Origin of the sequence: Burkholderia sp. AU32262, assembly GCF_020419985.1 — a bacterium.
GTDB lineage: Bacteria > Pseudomonadota > Gammaproteobacteria > Burkholderiales > Burkholderiaceae > Burkholderia > Burkholderia semiarida.
This window is the reverse complement of sequence record NZ_JAIZRS010000031.1, coordinates 56,732-75,793: the sequence shown is the minus strand read 5'-3', so window position 1 is coordinate 75,793 and position 19,062 is coordinate 56,732. Positions and strand designations below refer to the sequence as shown.

18 protein-coding genes are annotated in these 19,062 nt (G+C 70.3%); 16 read left to right on the top strand and 2 right to left on the bottom strand.

Annotation, left to right across the window (positions count from 1 at the left end; all coding sequences use genetic code 11):
• The 16 genes from LGN10_RS28625 to LGN10_RS28550 form a co-directional block, all read left to right on the top strand.
• The coding region (locus LGN10_RS28625; RefSeq protein WP_226225796.1) for a YbfB/YjiJ family MFS transporter at positions 1-782 on the top strand (782 nt) is incomplete at its 5' end.
• Positions 783-903: 121 nt separating this feature from the next.
• Positions 904-1,440: an NUDIX domain-containing protein gene (locus LGN10_RS28620; protein ID WP_059575932.1), complete on the top strand. Its 537-nt coding sequence runs from the start codon at positions 904-906 to the stop codon at positions 1,438-1,440.
• 166 nt (positions 1,441-1,606) lie between these two features.
• Positions 1,607-2,044, top strand: coding sequence for an acyl-CoA thioesterase (locus LGN10_RS28615; RefSeq protein WP_027787751.1), 438 nt, complete (start codon positions 1,607-1,609; stop codon positions 2,042-2,044).
• A 9-nt stretch (positions 2,045-2,053) separates the two neighbouring features.
• Complete coding sequence (locus LGN10_RS28610) at positions 2,054-2,989, top strand: branched-chain amino acid ABC transporter permease (RefSeq protein ID WP_059575930.1); 936 nt, start codon at positions 2,054-2,056, stop codon at positions 2,987-2,989.
• Positions 2,982-4,211, top strand: a complete 1,230-nt coding sequence (locus LGN10_RS28605) for a branched-chain amino acid ABC transporter permease (protein ID WP_226225794.1) — start codon at positions 2,982-2,984, stop codon at positions 4,209-4,211. Before LGN10_RS28610 ends, LGN10_RS28605 begins: the two co-directional genes overlap by 8 nt.
• Complete coding sequence (locus LGN10_RS28600) at positions 4,208-4,960, top strand: ABC transporter ATP-binding protein (protein ID WP_226225792.1); 753 nt, start codon at positions 4,208-4,210, stop codon at positions 4,958-4,960. The genes LGN10_RS28605 and LGN10_RS28600 overlap by 4 nt, the downstream gene beginning before the upstream one ends.
• On the top strand, positions 4,957-5,661 hold the full coding sequence (locus LGN10_RS28595) for an ABC transporter ATP-binding protein (protein ID WP_226225790.1): 705 nt from the start codon (positions 4,957-4,959) through the stop codon (positions 5,659-5,661). Before LGN10_RS28600 ends, LGN10_RS28595 begins: the two co-directional genes overlap by 4 nt.
• Positions 5,662-5,853: 192 nt before the next feature.
• Positions 5,854-6,600: a glucose 1-dehydrogenase gene (locus tag LGN10_RS28590; RefSeq protein WP_059575924.1), complete on the top strand. Its 747-nt coding sequence runs from the start codon at positions 5,854-5,856 to the stop codon at positions 6,598-6,600.
• A 471-nt stretch (positions 6,601-7,071) separates the two neighbouring features.
• Complete coding sequence (locus LGN10_RS28585; protein ID WP_059575922.1) at positions 7,072-8,574, top strand: MFS transporter; 1,503 nt, start codon at positions 7,072-7,074, stop codon at positions 8,572-8,574.
• 9 nt (positions 8,575-8,583) lie between these two features.
• Entirely contained in the window at positions 8,584-9,171 is a 588-nt protein-coding gene (locus tag LGN10_RS28580; RefSeq protein WP_059575920.1) for a hydrolase, read from the top strand.
• Between the two features lie 58 nt (positions 9,172-9,229).
• Positions 9,230-10,393 (top strand): zinc-binding dehydrogenase, encoded by a 1,164-nt coding sequence (locus LGN10_RS28575; protein WP_059575974.1) that lies wholly within the window; start codon positions 9,230-9,232, stop codon positions 10,391-10,393.
• A 102-nt stretch (positions 10,394-10,495) separates the two neighbouring features.
• On the top strand, positions 10,496-11,737 hold the full coding sequence (locus LGN10_RS28570; RefSeq protein ID WP_226225788.1) for a CaiB/BaiF CoA transferase family protein: 1,242 nt from the start codon (positions 10,496-10,498) through the stop codon (positions 11,735-11,737).
• Entirely contained in the window at positions 11,734-12,597 is an 864-nt protein-coding gene (locus tag LGN10_RS28565) for an HpcH/HpaI aldolase/citrate lyase family protein (RefSeq protein WP_059575917.1), read from the top strand. Before LGN10_RS28570 ends, LGN10_RS28565 begins: the two co-directional genes overlap by 4 nt.
• Positions 12,594-14,081, top strand: coding sequence for an MmgE/PrpD family protein (locus LGN10_RS28560; protein WP_226225786.1), 1,488 nt, complete (start codon positions 12,594-12,596; stop codon positions 14,079-14,081). The genes LGN10_RS28565 and LGN10_RS28560 overlap by 4 nt, the downstream gene beginning before the upstream one ends.
• The gene (locus tag LGN10_RS28555; RefSeq protein WP_124658942.1) at positions 14,078-15,097 is read left to right on the top strand and encodes a cyclase family protein; all 1,020 of its coding nucleotides are present in this window, start codon (positions 14,078-14,080) and stop codon (positions 15,095-15,097) included. Before LGN10_RS28560 ends, LGN10_RS28555 begins: the two co-directional genes overlap by 4 nt.
• A gap of 275 nt (positions 15,098-15,372) precedes the next feature.
• A complete protein-coding gene (locus LGN10_RS28550) occupies positions 15,373-16,311 on the top strand; it encodes a LysR family transcriptional regulator (protein ID WP_059575972.1) in 939 nt (312 codons plus the stop codon).
• Between the two features lie 32 nt (positions 16,312-16,343).
• On the opposite strand, the gene LGN10_RS28545 is transcribed toward LGN10_RS28550, so the two are convergent.
• Positions 16,344-17,810, bottom strand: a complete 1,467-nt coding sequence (locus LGN10_RS28545) for an MmgE/PrpD family protein (protein WP_226225784.1) — start codon at positions 17,808-17,810, stop codon at positions 16,344-16,346.
• Between the two features lie 44 nt (positions 17,811-17,854).
• The gene (locus tag LGN10_RS28540) at positions 17,855-18,931 is read right to left on the bottom strand and encodes a porin (protein WP_226225783.1); all 1,077 of its coding nucleotides are present in this window, start codon (positions 18,929-18,931) and stop codon (positions 17,855-17,857) included.
• Between the last annotated feature and the right edge of the window lie 131 nt (positions 18,932-19,062).

The window sequence follows — 19,062 nt, the reverse complement described above, 5'->3', positions numbered from 1 at the left end:
CCGGGCGGCGCGGCCGCGCGCGGGCCGGCCCGCGCGCGGCGGTGGGCTGGTTGGGCTTCGCGGCGTTGTCGGCCGTGCTGTCGGTCGCGATCTGGCGCACGTTCGGTGCGGCGCCGGCTTCGACCGCGGCCCCGCGCGCGCAGGCCACGCCGCCGGCCGCCGCGCCACATGCGGCGCCTGGCGCACCCGGCGCCCCGGCGGCGCCGGCCGGCACGCGAAGCGGTCGCGCGGACGCCGCGTGGCTCGTCGTGCTGTACGGCGCGCCGGGCTTCGGCTACATCATCACCGCGACGTTCCTGCCGGTGATCGCGCGCGCCGCGCTGCCGGCCGGCTCGCCGTGGCCCGACCTGTTCTGGCCGATGTTCGGCGCGGCGCTGATCGTCGGCGCGATCACCGCCGCGCGGCTGCCCGGGCACTGGGACAACCGGCTGCTGCTGGCGGCCGGCTGCGCGACGCAGGCGCTCGGCATCGCGGCCGGGATCGTGTGGCCGAACGCGGCCGGTTTCTCGATCGGCAGCGCGCTGCTCGGCCTGCCGTTCACCGCGATCACGCTGTTCGCGATGCGCGAGGCGCGGCGCCTGCACGGCGAGCGCGCGGCCGGGCTGATGGGCTACGCGACCGCGTCGTATGGCGTCGGGCAGATCCTCGGGCCGCTCGTCGCGGCGCCGCTGGCCGCGCGCTTCGGGTCGTTTACGCCCGCGCTGTGGGTCGCGGCGGCCGCGCTGCTGGCGGGTGCGGCCGGTTTCGCGGCGACCGCCGCACGTGGGCGCCGGTCATCCTGACGCCAGCGGGGCCGGATCGTATCCGGCGCGGGCAAACTCGCTAGAATGAAGCCTTTCCCGCGCCGAGCGGGTGCCCGACGCGGCCTGCAGGCTACCGTCCGGCGCTCGCCATGCCCCATCGATGACCACCGCCGACTACCGTTTTTGCCCGCGCTGCGCGAGCCCGCTGACCGAGCGGGCCGATCCCGACCACGAAGGCGGCCGCATTCGCCAAGCCTGCCCCGACGATACCTGCGGCTACGTGCACTGGAACAACCCGCTGCCGGTCGTCGCCGCGATCGTCGAACTCGACGGCAAGATCCTGCTCGCGCGCAACGCGGCGTGGCCCGAGGGGATGTTCGCGCTGATCACCGGCTTCCTCGAAAACGGCGAGACGCCCGAGGACGGCATCGCGCGCGAGGTGTTCGAGGAAACCGCGCTGAAGGCCGAGCAGGTATCGCTCGTCGGCGTGTACGAATTCATCCGCAAGAACGAGCTGATCATCGCGTACCACGTGCGGGCGTCGGGCACGGTATCGCTGTCGCCTGAACTGCTCGAATACAAGCTCGTCGATCCGCCGCTGCTGCGCCCGTGGCGCGCCGGCACGGGCGTCGCGCTCGCCGACTGGATGCGCGCGCGCGGCCTCGATTTCGAGTTCGTCGACCGGCCGGGGCAGTGACGGGCCGGCCAGCCCGCAGCGCGCCGTTCGCCGTGCCGCGTGCGATCGCGACGCTGCGCTGCGTTGCTGGCCGGCGCGCCGCGTGCTTCGGCCGCCGCGTGTCGTTCCAGTCGTCCCCATCGTCCGCATCGTTCCCTTCGCTTCCATCGTCCTGAGCGCCATCGCCATGTCCGACAAGCCGCAGCCCCGTCCGCGCGACGCCTATCGCCACTTCCTGCCGATCACGACCCGCTGGATGGACAACGACGTCTACGGGCACGTGAACAACGTCGTCTATTACAGCTACTTCGACACCGTCGTGAACGAGTACCTGATCCGCGCGGGCGTACTCGACGTCGAGCACGGGCAGACGATCGGGCTGGTCGTCGAGACGCAGTGCAACTATTTCGCGCCGCTCGTGTTCCCGCAATCGGTCGATGCGGGCCTGCGCGTCGTGAAGCTCGGCACGTCGAGCGTGCGCTACGAAGTCGGGCTGTTCGCGCAAGGCGATGCGTCGCCCGCCGCGCAGGGGCATTTCGTGCACGTGTACGTCGATCGCGGCACGCGCCGCCCGGTGCCGCTGCCCGACGCGCTGCGCGCCGCGCTCGAACCGCTCGCCGCCTGACGACGCGCGGTGCACGCGTTCGCGCTCCAGGCCTTCAACGGCCTCAGCTACGGCTTGCTGCTGTTCATGCTGTCGGCCGGCCTCACGTTGATCTTCAGCGTGCAGGGCGTACTCAACTTCGCGCATGCGAGCTTCTACATGCTCGGTGCGTACGTCGGCTACGGCATCGCGGCCCATGCGGGCTTCTGGCCCGCGCTCGTGCTCGCGCCGCTGGCGGTCGGGCTGCTCGGCGCCGGCTGCGAGCGCGTGCTGCTGCGCCGCGTGCAGGCGCGCGGCCATACGAGCGAACTGCTGCTGACCTTCGGGCTCGCGTACCTGATCGGCGAGGGCGCGAAACTCGCGTGGGGCCTCGCGCCGCTGCCGGCGCCCGTGCCGCCGCTGTTCGACGGCGCGCCGGCGAACGTGTTCGGCCTCGCGCTGCCGCGTTACCGGCTGTTCATGATGGCGATGTCCGCGACGATGCTGATCGCGCTCGGCGTGTTGCTGCGCGCGTCGCGCCTCGGGCTCGTCGTGCGCGCGGCGCTCACGCATCGCGCCGCGGTCGAGGCGCTCGGCTACGACGTGCCGCGCGTGATGACGGCGCTGTTCGGCGCGGGCACAGCGCTCGCGGCGCTGGCCGGCGTGATCGGCGCGCCGCTCGCGGTGATCGAACCGGCGCTGGCCGAGACCGTCGGGTCGGTCGTGTTCGCGATCGTCGTGATCGGCGGGCTCGGCTCGCTCGGCGGCGCGTTCGTCGCGTCGCTCGCGGTCGGCTTCGCGCAGACCTTCGCGGCCGCGAGCGACACGTCGCTGCGCGACCTCGCGCAATGGACGGGCCTCGCGTTGCCCGACAGCGTGGCCGCCGTGTCGATCGCGCAACTGGCGCCGCTCGTGCCGTACCTGCTGCTCGTCGCGGTACTGGTCGCGCGGCCGCGCGGGTTGTTCGGCGAGCGTGCCGATGCGTAGCCGCGCAGTGGCCGGATGCGCGCGCTGGGCGCTGTTCGCCGCCTGCTTCGCGCTGCCCGCGTGGCTGTGGCCGCACGGCGCGGTGCTCGGCTATCTCGCGCAGACGGCCGCGCTCGTCGTGCTCGCGCTGTCGTACAACCTGCAGCTCGGCACGACCGGGCTGCTGTCGTTCGGGCATGCGGCGTTCGCGGGCCTCGGCGCGTTCGCGGCCGCGCACTGGTTCAATCGCGTCGGCGGCCCGCTGCCGCTGTTGCCGCTCGTCGGCGGCGTGGCCGGCGCGGGCTTCGGGTGCGTCGCCGGGCTGCTGGCGACGCGCCGTTCCGGCACCGCGTTCGCGATGATCACGCTCGGGCTCGGCGAATGCGTCGCGGCGGCTGCATGGAGCGTGCCCGCGTGGTTCGGCGGGATCGGCGGCGTGCCGATCGACCGTGCGGGCGGCGCGCCGTGGGGCAACGGGTATTTCGGCGCGCCGGCGCACGCGTATGCGGTGATCGCCGCGTGGTGCGTCGTGTCGGCGTGGGCGATGCATGCGCTCACGCGCACGCCGCTCGCACGGCTCGCGAACGCGGTGCGCGACAACCCGGCGCGCGTCGCGGCGCTCGGCACCGACCCGCGTCGCGTGCGGCTCGCGATGGTTGTCTGCGCATCGTTCTTTGCGGGTATCGCCGGCACGCTGACGCTGATCGACGTCGAGATCGCGACGCCCGACAGCGTGTCGATGGCGCGCTCGGCGACCGTGCTGATCGCCGCGGTGATCGGCGGCACCGGCGCATTCTTCGGGCCGGCGGCCGGCGCGGCCGTGCTGACCGCGCTGAGTATCGGCGTCGCGGGCGTGTCGCGCGCGTGGGCGCTGTATCTCGGCGTGCTGTTCGTCGCGATCGTCGTGGCCGCGCCGGGCGGGATCGCGGGTATGGCACAGGCGCTCGCGCGGGCGCTGCGGCGCGGCGCGCCGGCGGTCGAGCGGTGGCGTGCGCTGTGCGGCGTCGCCGCGTGCGCGTTCTGGGGCGTTGCGATCGTCTGCGCGGCCGAGCTCGGTTATGCATGGCGCTTCGCGCAGGACGACGGCGCGCGCCTCGCGTTCGGCGCATGGGGCATCGACGCCGATACGCCGATCGGCTGGGCCGTCGTGGTTTCGGCTGCCGGCATCGGCACGCTGCTGTGGAGCTGGCGCGCGCGGCTCGTGCACGGCGCGGCGGTCGCCGCGCGGGAGGACGCGCGATGAACGGCAACGCGATCACGCTTCACGGCGTCGTGCAGCGCTTCGGCGCGCAGACCGTGCTCGACGGTGTCGATCTGAGCATCGCGGCCGGCGAGCGCCACGCGCTGATCGGGCCGAACGGCGCGGGCAAGTCGACGCTGTTCGGCGTGATCGCTGGCGCGACGCGGCCGACGCGCGGGCGCGTCGTGCTGCACGGTGTCGAGCTGCGCGGGCGCGGACCGGTCGTCGCGAGCCGCCTCGGCATCGGCCGCAGTTTCCAGCAGACGAGCGTATTCGCGCGCCTGAGCGTATTCGACAACCTGCGCTGCGCGGCGCTGCATGCGCCGGCCGAGCGGCGGCGCTGGTGGAACCGGCTGCGCGAATCGGCGTCGGTCGATCTCGCGGCCGCGCGCGTGCTGCACGACATCGGCCTCGACGCGCGGCGCGACACGCCGGCCGGCGAACTGAGCTATGCGGAGCAGCGCGCGCTCGATCTCGGAATCGCGCTCGCGAGCGGCGCGCGTACGCTGCTGCTCGACGAGCCGACGGCCGGCATGAGCCGCGCGCAGGCGGCGCGGATGATCGCGTTGATCCGTGCGACGACGCAGGGCCGCACGGTGCTGATGATCGAACACGACATGGACGCGGTGTTCGGTTTCGCCGAGCGCATCACGGTGCTCGTGCGCGGCGCGGTGGTCGCGACCAGCGCGCCCGATGCGATCCGCGCCGATGCGCGCGTGCGTGCCGCGTACCTGGGCGAGGGCGCGACATGAGCGCCGTGCTCGACATTCGCGGGCTGCGCGCGTGGTACGGGATGCAGCCCGTGCTCGACGGCGTCGATCTCGCGCTGGCGCCGGGCGAGACGCTCGCGCTGCTCGGCCGCAACGGCTCGGGTCGCTCGACGCTCGCGAAGGCCGTGATGGGGCTCGTGCGCACGGCCGGCTCGGTGCGCGTCGCCGGTGCCGAATGTGTGGGGGCGCGCACCTTCGAGATCGCGCGGCGCGGCGTGGCTTACGTTGCCGAAAGCCGCGACGTGTTTCCATTGCTGAGCGTGCGCGACAACCTGCGGCTCGGTTTGCGCGGCGCGAGCGGCGCGGCCGAACGCACGGCGCTCGACCGCCTGTTCGAGCGTTTTCCGCTGCTGGCCGCGCGCGCGGACGTGAAAGCCGGGTGGCTGTCGGGCGGCGAGCAGCAGGTGCTCGCGCTGGTGCGCGCGCTTGCCGGCCGCCCGCGCGTGCTGATCGTCGACGAACCGGCCGAAGGGCTCGCGCCGCTCGCGGTCGACGAGGTCGGCGCGTGCCTCGCCGCGCTGCAGGCCGACGGCGCCGCGATCGTGCTGATCGAGCAGCGGCTGCAGCTCGCACCGCGGCTCGCGCGGCGCGTCGCGGTGATGGGGCGGGGACGGATCGTCTACGACGGCGCGCTCGACGGGCTGGACGGCGAGGTCGTCCACGCATGGCTGAGCGCGGGCTGACGGCGCCCGGTCGATTGTTCGGCAAACTCCGCCAGTCAATTCGCGTCGAGCCGCTTTATCGCTGCGGTGCGGCAACGTAAATTGCCAGTCAGGCCGGTCGCCATCGCAACGCATCGATGCATCGATGCATCGACGCATCGTCGCGGCGACCGGCGCCATCCATCGAAGGTCTTCTGACTGAGGAATGAAATCATGAGCAAGCTGGCAGGCAAGGTCGCGATCGTCACGGGCGCATCGAAGGGCATCGGCGCGGCCATCGCGAAGGCACTGGCCGACGCAGGCGCGGCGGTCGTCGTCAACTACGCGAGCAGCAAGGCGGGCGCGGATGCGGTCGTGAGCGCGATCACCGAAGCGGGCGGCCGCGCGGTCGCGGTCGGCGGCGACGTGTCGAAGGCGGCCGACGTGCAACGCATCGTCGATACCGCGATCGACACGTATGGCCGTCTCGACGTGGTCGTCAACAATTCCGGCGTGTACGAATTCGCGCCGATCGAAGCGATCACCGAAGAACACTATCGCCGGCAGTTCGACACGAACGTGTTCGGCGTACTGCTGACGACGCAGGCGGCCGCCAAGCATCTCGGCGAAGGCGCGAGCATCATCAACATCAGCTCGGTCGTGACCAGCATCACGCCGCCGGCCAGCGCCGTATACAGCGGCACGAAGGGCGCGGTCGACGCGATCACCGGCGTGCTCGCGCTCGAGCTCGCGCCGCGCAAGATCCGCGTGAACGCGATCAACCCGGGGATGGTCGTGACCGAGGGCACGCACAGCGCGGGCATCATCGGCTCCGAGCTTGAAACGCAAGTGCTCGGCCAGACGCCGCTCGGCCGCCTCGGCGAGCCGAACGACATCGCGTCGGTCGCCGTGTTCCTCGCGTCGGACGATGCACGCTGGCTGACCGGCGAGCGCCTCGTCGCGAGCGGCGGGCTGCGCTGACCGGACCGTGCCGCCGCCCGGACCGCGGCGGTAGCGAAATCCCCGCACGCTGCGTCGAATCTGCTTCGGCAGATCGCGCGGCGTGTCGTCCATTGCCACGCAGCCTTCGCATTCGCTGCACGAACGGCACGTCTGCGATCCCGGTAGAGCCCCCCCCTCTGATCCCGTGTCGCGGCGCGGCATAAAACCGTCATGCCGCGCGCGCGGTGACGCTGCGCGCCGCGCGCCGCGCCGACCGAAACCATCCTCCCGAATGCTGCGCATACGCCTGTCACGCAAGGCTGACGGGCGCATCCCGCCGTGCGCGGTCGGCTCGTCGTATGCCGTTCGCATGCGTGCCGCGCACATTCCCCATTCAAGTTGCGAATGTTTGCATCGCAACAATCCATTTCATTCGCGGCGATTGGAGCGGTATGGTGAACGCACGTTCGATATTCACCGACCGATGCCCATTCATCACGCGAAGACGCCATGAAAACGACTCACGATCGATCCGGCCGCGCGCCACGTGCGACCGCCGGCCGCGCGCCCGAAGGCGGCGGCGACCGACGCGACGCAGGCCTGCGCCTGCCGGCGAAGCTGGTGGGCCCGATCGTGCTCGGCACGCTGCTCAACGCGCTGAATTCGTCGATGATCGCGGTCGCGCTCGTGAGCATCCAGCAGGCGTTCGCGCCGGCCGACGCCGCGCACGCGCGCATCGATACGCTGTGGCTCGTGTCGGGGCTGTATCTGGCGACGGCCGCCGGCCAGCCGACGATGGGGCGCCTCGCCGATCGCTTCGGCGCGAAGCGGATCTTCTGCATCGGCCTTGCGATCGTGCTGTTCGCGTCGTCGCTCGCGCCGTTCGCGCCGACGCTCGGCTGGCTGGTCGCCTCGCGCGTCGCGCTCGGCATCGGCACGTCGGCCGCGTATCCGGCCGGCATGGCGATGATCCGCGCGTGGTCGCAGCGGCATGCGAACGGCGCGACGCCGACGGGCGGGCTCGGCGCGATCTCGATCGCGGCGCAGGTGGCCGTCGCGTTCGGCCCGCCGCTCGGCGGTGCGCTGGTGCAGTTCGCCGGCTGGCGCGCGATCTTCTGGATCAACGTGCCGATCGTGCTGGCCGCCTTCGTGTTCGCCTGGCTGTGGATCCCGGCCGACCCGGCCTATCGCGACGCACAGGCGCGCACCACGCTGCGCGCCACGCTGACGGAACTGGATCTGCCGGGCGTGGCGTTGTTCGTGCTGACGCTCGCGAGCCTGCTGCTGTTCCTGCAATCGGTGTCGCGCGAACCCGATTGGCTGCTGCTGGCCGCGACGCTCGTGCTGGCGCCGCTGTTGATCGGCCGCGAACGCCGGGCCGCGGCGCCGCTGATCGACATCCGGATGCTGGCCGACAACCGTCCGCTGCTCGGCACGTATCTGCGCTGCGTCGGCACCTATGCGGTGTTCTACGCGATCTTCTATGCGCTGCCGATGTGGCTGCAGGAGGCGAGGGGACTGTCGGCCGCCGACGCCGGCCTCGTGATGCTGCCGGTCGCCGGCATCGGCACGGTCACGACGATGCTCGCCACCCGCATCGTGCACCGCCACGGCGCGCGCCCCGTGCTCGTCATCGGTTCCGCGCTGCTCTGCATCGGCAGCGTCGTGATGAGCCAGCTGACGAGCAGCCTGCCGATCGCGGCGATCGTTGTGCTGTCGGTCGTGTTCGGTATTCCTAATGGTTTCAACAATCTCGGCAATCAGGCCACGCTCTACCAGAGCACGCCGCACGGCCGGATCGGTACGGCGTCCGGCCTGTACCGCACCGCGCAGTACGTCGGCGGCAGCCTGTCGTTCGCGCTCGTCGGTCTCGCGCTCGGCCATCCGGCGAGCGACCGCGGCCTGCGCGCGCTTGCCGTCGTCCTGGCGGTGATCAGCGTGCTGCTGTTGCTCAATGCCGTATCGAGCCGGCACCTCGACGCCGCCGTTTCTTCCGTTCCACAACAAAAGTGAGGGTGATACATGTCCATTCCGACGCTCAATCGCACCGCCGCGCTCGTCGCCATCGATCTGCAGAACGGCATCGTCGCGCTGCCGGTCACGCCTTATACCGGCGCGCAGGTCGTCGCGAAGACGGTCGGGCTGGCGGCGGCTTTCCGCGCGCGGGGGCTGCCCGTCATCTACGTGCACACGAGCTACCTGCCGGACGGCGGCGTGGCGCTGAAGGTGAAGACGGATGCGCCGTCGCAGCCGCCGAATCTCGATCCCGAATGGAGCGCGTTCGCGCCGGCGCTCGGCGTGTCGCCGTCCGACATCGTCGTGACGAAGCATCAGTGGGGCGCGTTCACCGGCACCGACCTGGACGTGCAGCTGCGTCGCCGCGGCATCACCGACGTCGTGCTGACCGGCATCGCGACCAACATCGGCGTGGAATCGACCGCGCGCCAGGCATACGAAAACAACTACAACGTCGTGATCGTGAGCGATGCGGTCAGCACGTCGTCGGCCGATGCGCAGACGTTCGCGCTGACCCAGATCTTCCCGAAGCTCGGGCAGGTCGCCGCGGCGGCGGACGTGGAGGCGGCACTCGAGCAGGCGCAGTCGCGCTGAAGCCGGCGATTCGTTCGGCGCGCTTTTTCACATACCAGTCGTTTACCGAGGAATGATGATGATCAAGACCGATGCATGGGTTCTCTACGCGGGCCCGGAACCGACCCGCCAGCAGCCGCCCGTCGCGGGCGAGCTGCGCCGCGAAACCTTCGAATTTTCCCCGCTCGAAGCCGACGAGGTGCTCGTCGAGCCGCTGTACGGATCGTGGGAAGCGAACCTCGACCACGCGCTGTCGCGCAACCCGGTCGACATCTGCCGCCAGCGCCGCGAGGACAAGATCGTGCTGGGCAACGGCGCGCTGGTGCGCGTCGTGGAGCGCGGTCGCGCGGTCCACGCGCTGAAGGACGGCGAGATCTGCATGGTGATGCCGTTCGGCAAGCGCGACGAATACGGATTCGCCGAGCTCGTCTACGCGTACGACGCGCCCGGCACGATCGGCGTGATGGCGCAACGCACCAAGATGCGCGCCGACAACCTGGTGCCGGTGCCGACCGACAGCCGCCACTCGCTGCTGCAATGGGCGACCTACGGCCGCTACTTCACCGCGTGGGACAACTGGAAGGTCGCGTCGACGTGCTGGCGCTCGCAACTGCCGGACGTCGATCCGGCCGACTATCTGGTGTTCGGCTGGGGCGGCGGCACGACGCTGGCCGAGCTGCAGCTCGCGAAGCGCGAAGGCTTTCGCGTCGCGATGACCGCGAGCAACGACCGTCGCCTCGAGGATCTCGCGAAGCTCGGCATCACGCCGGTCGACCGGCGCAAGTTTCCGGATCTCGCGTACGACGAGGCGCGCTACCGGGCCGATCCGGACTACCAGGCACGCTACCGCGAGTCGGAGCGCGTCTTCGCCGAGACGATCGCCGAGCTGAGCGGCGGCCGCGGCGTCGCGATCTTCCTCGACAATCTCGGCGGCGCGCTGTATCGCGCGACGATGCGCGTGACGGGCCGCACCGGCATCGTCGCGACGGTCGGCTGGAAAACCGGGATGCGCCTGTGGAACCTGCGCGCGACGGAATGCATCAACCGCCGCCTGCACATCCACACGCACGCGTGGCGCTACGACGACAGCATCACGATCCGCGACTTCCAGGAGTCGACCGGCTGGATCGGCCAGGAACCGACCGAAATATTCGATTTCGACGACGTGCCGAAGCTTGCGTCCGATTACCTGAACGGAAAGATCGAGACGTATTTCCCGATCTATCGGATCAACGCGGTCTGAGCCGCCGGCCGCGCGCCATGCCTGCATCGTTGCATGATGATTAGTCATGCAAACGATGGCGGTGCATGGCGCGCCGTGCAACCTATCTGGCAGGAGAACGCCATGGCCTCTGTGGAAACCGGGGAGGTCGACGCCGGCACGGCGTCGGACACCTCCAGCCGCGCGCCGCTCGGCGGCATTCGCGTGATCGACGCCGCGACGCTGTTTGCCGGCCCGCTCGCGGCGACGATGCTCGCCGACTACGGCGCCGACGTGATCAAGGTGGAACACCCGACGGGCGATCCGGCGCGCAAGTACGGCGCGCGTCGCGACGACGTGCCGTTGTGGTGGAAGGTGGTCGCGCGCAACAAGCGGGCGGTCACGCTGAATCTCGGCACGGCCGACGGCCAGCGGATCTTTCGCGAGCTGGCCGCGCAGGCCGACGTGGTGGTCGAGAATTTCCGGCCCGGCACGCTGGAGCGCTGGGGGGGGCTCGGCTACGACGTGTTGTCCGCGATCAATCCGCGGCTCGTGCTGGTGCGGGTGACGGGGTTCGGCCAGTTCGGCCCGTATGCGCGCCGCCCCGGTTTCGGCACGCTCGCGGAGGCGATGAGCGGGCTGGCGGCCGCCACCGGCGAGGCGGACGGGCCGCCGCTGCTGCCGTCGTTTCCGCTGGCGGACACGGTGGCGGGGCTCACCGCCGCGTTCGCGATCATGACGGCGCTGAAGGCGCGCGATCGCACCGGACGCGGGCAAGTGGTCGATCTCGCGATCATCGAGACGATGCTCGCGGCGATGGGTGCGCAGGTCGCGAGCTACGACCAGACGGGGCGCGTGCCGGCGCGCGCCGGCAACCGCTCGCCGAACAATGCGCCGCGCGGCGTGTATCGCACGGCGGACGGCAAGTGGGTCGCGCTGTCGACGTCGGCGCACAGCATCGCGGAGCGCGTGATGCGGCTCGTCGGCCGCGCGGACCTGATCGACCAGCCGTGGTTCGCGAGCGGCGTCGAGCGCGCGAAGCATGCGGACGAGCTCGACGCGGCGGTCGGCGGCTGGATCGGGCAGCGCACGCGCGACGAGGTGATCGACGCGTTCGAGCGCGCGGAGGCGGCCGTCGCGCCGATCTACGACGTCGCCGACGTGCTGCGCGATCCGCAGTACGCGGCGCTCGGCTCGATCGTATCGGTGCCCGACGCCGAACTGGGCGCATTCCGCACGCACAACGTGCCGTTCCGGCTGTCCGACACCCCCGGCGCGATCCGCTGGGGCGGGCCGTCGCGCGGCGCGCACAACGATGAAGTATTCGGCGCATTGGGCCTGGAATCGCGGGACCTCGCCGACCTGACCGAACGAGGTGTGATTTGAAACCGAGTGCAACCTGCCGCAGTTACCTGTACGTGCCCGCGCACAAGACGCAGGTGGTCGAGAAGGCCTACGCGAGCGAGGCCGACGCGATCGTGCTGGATCTCGAGGACGCCGTGCCGGCGAGCCACAAGGTCGACGCCCGCAAGGCCGCCGCCGACATCCTGGCGGGCGGCCCGCCGAAGCCGACCTACGTACGCGTGAACCCGATCGGGACGCCGTGGTGCCGCGACGACGTCGAGGCGATCGCGTTGCCCGCATTGCAGGCGCTGCGTTTGCCGAAATGCGATTTCCCCGCGCATATCCAGGAAGTCGCGGGCTGGCTCGACGCGCTCGGCAGCGACGCCGGGATCCAGATCCTGATCGAATCCGCCTATGGGGTGGAAACCGCTTATCAGCTTGCGACCGCGTCGCCGCGGCTCGAACGGATCGGGCTCGGCGAAAGCGACCTGCGCGCCGACCTGCGGATCGGCGTCGACAACTTCACGCTCGAAGTGTGCCGCGCGCGCTGCGTGGTGGCGTCGCGCGCGGCGGGGCTGAACGGGCCGATCCAGACGGTCTATCACACGCTCGGCGATCTCGACGGCCTGAAGGAATCGACGTTGCGCGCGAAATCGATGGGATTCGTCGGCCGTTTCGCGATTCATCCGTCGCAACTGCCGGTCATCAACGCGGTGTTCACGCCGTCGGACGAGGAAATCCGCGCGGCCGAGCGCGTGCTGGAGGCGGTCGATGCGGCGGACGATCAATCGTCGGTGTTCGTGCTGCCCGATGGCCGCGTGGTGGCGCCGCCGCTGATCGCGAACGCGCGCGTGACGCTGGCGCTGGCGACCCACCTGCGGCGCGATGGAGTCGCGGCATGAGCGCGCCCGATACGCTTTCCGCACCGGCCGTCGCCGCCAGGCCCACGAATCCGGACGGCATCGTCGGCGTGCTCGGCCGCTTCGCGTCGGCGGTGCGCGTCGACGGGCTCGATCGCACGCTGCGCGTGGAGGCCGCCGCCCGCGTGCTCGACCTCGTCGGCAACAGCCTGATCGCGCACGACGAACCCGTCGCGCAGTCCGTGCTGCAGGTCGCGCGGCGCTGGGGCGGGCACGGCCGCGCGAGCGTGATCGGCGCGGCCGACCGGCTGCCGGCCGCGAGCGCCGCGCTCGTCAACGGCACGCTCGCGCATGCGATGGATTTCGACGACTCGCACATGCTGTCGGTGCTGCATCCGAGCGCGTCGGTGATTCCGGCCGCGCTCGCCGCCGCGCAGGCGAGCGGTGCATCGGGCGCAGCGCTGCTCGATGCGATCACGGTCGGCACCGAGATCTGCATCCGGCTCGGCGTGGCGGCCTACAACGAGCGGCTCGGCAATTCGGTGTTCTTCGAGCGCGGCCAGCACGCGACGTCGATCTGCGGGACAGTGGGCGCGGCCGCGGCCGCGGCGATGCTGCTCGGGCTCGACGCCGCGCGGATCGCCGCGGCGCTCGGGATTGCCGCGAGCATGGGCGCGGGCCTGCTCGAGGCGAACCGCACCGGCGGCTCCGTGAAGCGGATTCACTGCGGCTGGGCCGCGCATGCGGGCGTGAGCGCGGCGGAACTGGCGGATGCGGGCGTGACCGCGCCGCCGACCGCGCTCGAAGGCCGCTTCGGCTTCTTTCACGCATGGTGCGGCGAGCTGGCCGACGTCGACGCGGTGCTGCGCGGCCTCGGTGACGACTGGGAGGCGAGCCGGATCATCTTCAAGCCGTATCCGTGCAACCACTTCACGCATCCGGGCATCGACGCGGCGCTGCAACTGAAGGCGCAGGGCGTGACGGCCGACGACGTGGTGTCGGCCGAACTGCGGGTCGCGACGTCGACGCTGCGCACGATCGGCGAGCCTGCCGAATTGAAGGCCAGCCCGCCGAACGGTTACGCGGCCGCGTTCTCGGGGCCGTACACGATCGCGGCCGCGCTGCTCGGCGGGGGCGGGCTCGGCGTCTGGTTCGACGATTTCGACGATGCGCTCGTGCGGGACCCCGCGCGCCGCGCGCTGGCCGCGAAGGTGCGCTGCGTCGCCGATCCGTGGTGCGACGCGCGGTTCCCGCACAGCCTGCCTGCCGTGCTGCGCGTGACGCTGCGCGACGGGCAGACGCGCGAGGCGCGCGTCGAGTCGAGCAAGGGCACCCGTTCGCGGCCGCTGACCGAACAGGAACTCGTCGCGAAGTTCGTGCTCGCCGCGAGTTCGACGATCGGCACGCCGCGTGCGCTCGAGCTGCGCGACGCGGTGCAGGCGCTCGTCGACGACACGCCGCTGGATGCGCTGGCGGCGTTGACGTCCGACGTGCATCCGAACCGGAAAGGAGGAGAGCCATCTTGAACGCACCACGCTGGAAGAAGCGGCCGCCGGGCTCGAACTGGGGCGATTTCGGCCCGGACGATCAGCAGGGACGGTTGAACTGGCTGACGCCGGACAAGGTGCGGCAGGGCGTCGCCGAGGTGCGCCAAGGCCTGTCGTTCTCGCTGAGCCTGCCGCTCGACGTGCCGCGCGGCGGCGGGCTGAACGCGCGCCGTCGGCCGCCCGCGATCTTGCCGGCGCTGCTCGGCGGCAAGCCGTACTTCGGTTATCGCGCCGACGAACAGGTGGCGAACGCCACGGACGTCGTCTGCGACGATTCGTTCTGCATGCATTCGCAGTTCTCGACGCAATGGGACGGTCTCGCGCACGTCGGCGGCGTATTCGACGCGGACGACGACGGCGTGCCCGAAATCGTGTTCTACAACGGCTTCCGGATGGGCGAGCATCTGCGGGTGCCGCAGGAGGGCGACGCCACCGGCGGCGCGCTCGCGCTCGGCATCGAGGTGATGGCGCGCACCGGCGTGCAGGGGCGTGGCGTGCTGATCGACCTGCGGCATCACTTCGGCGACGCCCGCACGAAAGTGGGCTACGCGCAACTGATGCGCGTGATGGAAGCGGACGACGTGCACGTCGAGCAGGGCGACATCGTCTGCATTCACACCGGTTTCGCCGATCTGCTGCTGAACGACGAGCACGGTTCGCCCGCGACCGTCGCGAGCGCGTGCGTGCTGGACAGCAGCGACGCCCGGCTGCTGCAGTGGATCGACGAGTCGCGGCTCGCGGCGCTCGTGGCCGACAACCACGCGATCGAGGAGCGGCCGCAGCATGCGCAGCCGCTCGCGCGGCCGGGGGCGCTGATGCCGCTGCACGAGCTGTGCCTGTTCAAGCTCGGCATCCACCTCGGCGAGCTGTGGCACCTGACGCCGCTCGCGAACTGGCTGCGCGCGCATCGGCGAAACCGGTTCCTGCTGACCGCGCCGCCGTTGCATATCCGGGGGCTGGTCGGTGCGCCGGTGAACCCGGTCGCGACCGTTTGACGCGCAGGCCGCGGGCGCCGGCGCGCGCCCGGCCAGCGGGAACCGTTTCCATGCGTCGATCCGGGATCGTCGATTGAGCCGATTATCGAAAAAATGACTGAAAATCGGGTCGTTCAGATCGAAAAATAGAATCAATGGCGCGGGGTATATAAAAAATATTGAAACGTCAAGATTGGACTATTCTCATTTATTGCACTAAATATCAGGGGATTTCCCCATTGCGATAATCGCGAACCGGGGATGGCGATTAACCCGTTTAGTGGATGGTCACAATCATGAATCTACGTTCGATCGACTTGAACCTGCTGGTCATACTGGATGCGCTGCTGACGGAGAAACAGGTGACGCGGGCCGGGCTGAAGGTCGGTCTGACCCAACCGGCCGTCAGCAATGCGCTGTCGCGCCTGCGGTATCTGTTCAAGGACGAGATCCTGGCGCGCAGCACGATCGGGATGGAATTGACGCCGCGCGCGCAGGCGTTGATCGCGCCGGTGCGGCAAATCATGCAACAAATCGAAGAATTATTTGAATCGGATTATCAATTCAACCCTTTTACGTCGGAGCGTCATTTTACGATCCGGATGTCGGATCTCACCGAACTGCTTTTGCTGCCCGCCTTGCTGCGGCGCATGCGCACGACGGCGCCGAATATCAGCCTCGATGTCGTGCACCCTAGCGCGGCGAAGACGGCCGAAGCGCTCGAAGCCGGGCGGCTCGACATGGCGATCAGCGCGGGCCTCGAGCATTCCGGCTCGCTGTCGTCGGAAACCGTGTTTCACGACCGGATGGTGTGCGTGCTGAGCCGCAACCATCCCGATGCGGACAAGCCGCTGACGCTTGAACGGTTCCTCGCGCTCGACTTCCTCAACGTGTCGATCAACCCGGTCGACCACAGCCTGATCGACAACCTGCTCGCGAACATGGGCTGTACGCGCCGCATCGTGCTCAACGTGCCGCACTGGCTCGTCGTGCCGAACATGCTCGATGCGCTGCCGTACGCCGTGATCATGTCGGAGCGGCACGCGCTGAGCCTCGGCGATCCGCGTCTCGTGATCCGCGAACTGCCGCTCGCGATGGAACCCGTCACGTGGTCGCTGTACTGGCATCGCCGGTACGACGGCAGCAACGCGCACGGCTGGATGCGCCGCGCGATCCTCGCGGCCGCGGAATCCGTCGTGGACGACGTCACGGTGGACGCGTGCAGCGTGGGCTGAGCGCGATGTCGTGCGCCGCGGGCCGCTCGCGGTCAGCCGACGACGAGCAGCGGCGGCAGCGTCGCGACGTCGGGCTGCTCGTCGAGTCGCCACAGATAATCGAGTGCGGCCCGCATTCGCGCCGCGCTTCCGTGCCGCTGGCAATTCTTCGTGAACTTCGCTTCGTAGTCGGCGCGCTGCATCGGTTGCGTCGGTGAGCCCGGCAGATCGTCCACCTGCTTCGTATAGGTCGCGCCGTCGTCGCACACGGCCGTCACGCGATTCGGCGCATGCGCGGGATAGCGGGCCGTCAGCGCCGGGTCCGCGTCGACCGTGATTTTGCCGATCAGCGCGTGCAAGGCCGGGTCGCGCAACGCCGGGCCCGTATAGCTGCGGGTTGTGATGTCGCCGTCGAGCATCGCCCGCGCGACGATGTAGGGCAGGCTGTGGTCGGCGGTCTCGTGGGTCGACGGGGCCCATTTCTCCGGATCGCGGCCGGCCGTCACGTAGCCGACTTCGGTCGTGCGGACCTCGATGCGCCGAATGCGCCGCAGGTCGCCGACCTGCGCGGCGACCGCGAGCGCGGCCGGAATCGCCGTTTGCGTGAGCCCTTGCGCCGGATAGAACTTCACGAAGCAACGGCCGATCCGGAACGCGCCGCCGCGCCCGCCGAACGTGGCGATGTCGAGCGCGAACGGTCCGGACACCTGCGCGAAGAACCCGGCCGCTCCCTCGAATATCGGCGCGGGGCCGGTGAGGCCGGCGCCGGCGAGTTCGGTCGAAAACACCGCGTTGCGCGCCGCGTCGGCGTCGGCGAGCGCCTTCCAGTTGGACAACTGCTGCACCCGCGTCTGGTTCAGCGCGAGATGGCTGTTGATCGACAGGTTGACCGCCTGCACGAGTTGCGGCGCGTGCAGGCCCATCAGCTTGCCCGCCGCGAGCGCGACGGCCGGCAGACTGTAGCAGGTGTGATCCCAGCCGCGCGGGCTGACCGCGGCGGCGTCCATCAGCCGGCATGCGATCTCGTACGCGATCGCGATCGACAGGATCAGGTCGCGGCCGCTCGCGTGCCGCGCCTCGGCGACCGCGAGACACGCGGCGACGTTGTCGCTCGGATGGCCGGTTTCCTTGCCGGCATACGCATCGTTGAAATCGAAGTAGCGTAGCGCCGTGCCGGTCGCGAACGCGGCGAGATCGGCGCGCGTGCGGCGGTTCGTGCCGATCACGGTCGAGACGCCGCCGGGCGACGCGAGCGCCGCGTCGCGCGCGATCCGTACCGGCGCCTCATCGTGCGCGGCGATCGCGCAGCCCAGCGCGTCGATCAGATGCGCCTTGATCGTTTCGACGGTCGCCTCGTCGAGGTCGCGATACTGCAGCCCGGCTGCGTAGTCGGCGAGTTGCCGGGCGAGTTCCGGCTCGCCGGCGTTCTGCCTGTCGGCGGTCGCGGCGGCGCGGGCGCGAGCGAACGGCAGCGCGACGGCGGCGCCGGTCAGCGCGGAAAGAAAGTGGCGGCGATTCATGGTTCGGTCTCCGAATGTTTAGGGGGCGGGAAGGGGCGACGCTGTCAGAACGCCTTGCGCAGGCCGAGCGCGACGCCCGCGCTGCCGGAGCGGCCGGCCGCGAGCGAGTAGTGCAGAAAGTTGTAGTTGTCGTTGTCGAAATCGAGCGCGGCACGGTGCGCGTAGCCGGCCGCCAGGTACAGCGTCACCGTCTTCGACACGAAGTAGTTCAACTGCAGCGTGACCTGCTGCGGACTGACGGGCTGCGATGCCGGCGTTTGCGCATTCGCCGGATTCCGCGCGCGGATGTGTTCGTAATAGACGGCGCCGATCGCTTGCAGAAAATCGGTGATGCCATAGCGGACGCCGGCCCACCAGAACGTGAAGTTCGTCACGACCGACGGCGCGGCGATGTCGCTGTGCGCGTGCTCGACGCCGGCCAGCAGTTGCGCGCGCCCGAGCGGCACGAGCGCGGAAGCGGCGTAGCGGCGGAAGTGCGCGAAGCCGCCGGGCCGCGGCGTGTGGACGTCGTCGAACGCCGCGGCGAACGAGAACGCGCTGCCCGCGTAGTCGAAGCCCGCGCCGTACGCGGCGTTCGACTGGAACGCGCCCGCCGTGCCGCCGAACGCGTAGTGGGTTTCGAGCGTCAGCGCGCCGAGCTTCGCCAGATACTTGACGACGTTGTTCTCGCGATAGTTGATGCCGACGATCGCGCCGTCCGGCTCGTACAGCGTCGAATAGGCGCCCGTCGGCGAATAGCGCTCCATGATGTCGAACAGCGTCGTGTACTGACGGCCGAGCCGCAGCGCGCCCCAGCGCTCGTGTTGCAGCGCGACCCACGCGGAGCGGTCGAAGCCGCCCGAGCCGGCGCCGTTGGCGAGGTTGATGCTGCTTTCGACGCGAAACGCCGCCTGCCAGCCGCCGCCGAGATCCTCGACGCCCTTCAGGCCCCAGCGCGATCCGCTCTTGCCGCCCGACGCCATCCGCGCGAGCGACGCGGACGACTTGCCGTCGGACCCGGCCTGGTTGGTGAGAAATTCGGTGTAGACGTCGGCGACGCCGTACAGCGTGAGGCTGGTCTGCGCGCAGGCGCCGGCCGATACGAGGCCCAGTCCGCACAATGCGGACATTCGCTTGCCCATGGGGCTGTCTCCTTGTTTTGGGGTTGTTGTTCGTCATGGGCGCCGCGCGGGTCGGCTCGCGCGGCGCGGCGTCGCTATCCGGGGCGGAAGGCGAACGGCGCGTGCCGTGCCGGGCCGCTCGCGTGCGTTGC

Bases quoted from the DNA above. Each gene is read 5' to 3' on its own strand.
- LGN10_RS28620 (WP_059575932.1), top strand. From the start codon at position 904: ATGACCACCGCCGACTACCGTTTTTGCCCGCGCTGCGCGAGCCCGCTG.
- LGN10_RS28615 (WP_027787751.1), top strand. From the start codon at position 1,607: ATGTCCGACAAGCCGCAGCCCCGTCCGCGCGACGCCTATCGCCACTTC.
- LGN10_RS28605 (WP_226225794.1), top strand. From the start codon at position 2,982: ATGCGTAGCCGCGCAGTGGCCGGATGCGCGCGCTGGGCGCTGTTCGCC.
- LGN10_RS28600 (WP_226225792.1), top strand. From the start codon at position 4,208: ATGAACGGCAACGCGATCACGCTTCACGGCGTCGTGCAGCGCTTCGGC.
- LGN10_RS28595 (WP_226225790.1), top strand. From the start codon at position 4,957: ATGAGCGCCGTGCTCGACATTCGCGGGCTGCGCGCGTGGTACGGGATG.
- LGN10_RS28590 (WP_059575924.1), top strand. From the start codon at position 5,854: ATGAGCAAGCTGGCAGGCAAGGTCGCGATCGTCACGGGCGCATCGAAG.
- LGN10_RS28585 (WP_059575922.1), top strand. From the start codon at position 7,072: ATGAAAACGACTCACGATCGATCCGGCCGCGCGCCACGTGCGACCGCC.
- LGN10_RS28580 (WP_059575920.1), top strand. From the start codon at position 8,584: ATGTCCATTCCGACGCTCAATCGCACCGCCGCGCTCGTCGCCATCGAT.
- LGN10_RS28575 (WP_059575974.1), top strand. From the start codon at position 9,230: ATGATCAAGACCGATGCATGGGTTCTCTACGCGGGCCCGGAACCGACC.
- LGN10_RS28570 (WP_226225788.1), top strand. From the start codon at position 10,496: ATGGCCTCTGTGGAAACCGGGGAGGTCGACGCCGGCACGGCGTCGGAC.
- LGN10_RS28560 (WP_226225786.1), top strand. From the start codon at position 12,594: ATGAGCGCGCCCGATACGCTTTCCGCACCGGCCGTCGCCGCCAGGCCC.
- LGN10_RS28550 (WP_059575972.1), top strand. From the start codon at position 15,373: ATGAATCTACGTTCGATCGACTTGAACCTGCTGGTCATACTGGATGCG.
- LGN10_RS28545 (WP_226225784.1), bottom strand. From the start codon at position 17,810: ATGAATCGCCGCCACTTTCTTTCCGCGCTGACCGGCGCCGCCGTCGCG.
- LGN10_RS28540 (WP_226225783.1), bottom strand. From the start codon at position 18,931: ATGGGCAAGCGAATGTCCGCATTGTGCGGACTGGGCCTCGTATCGGCC.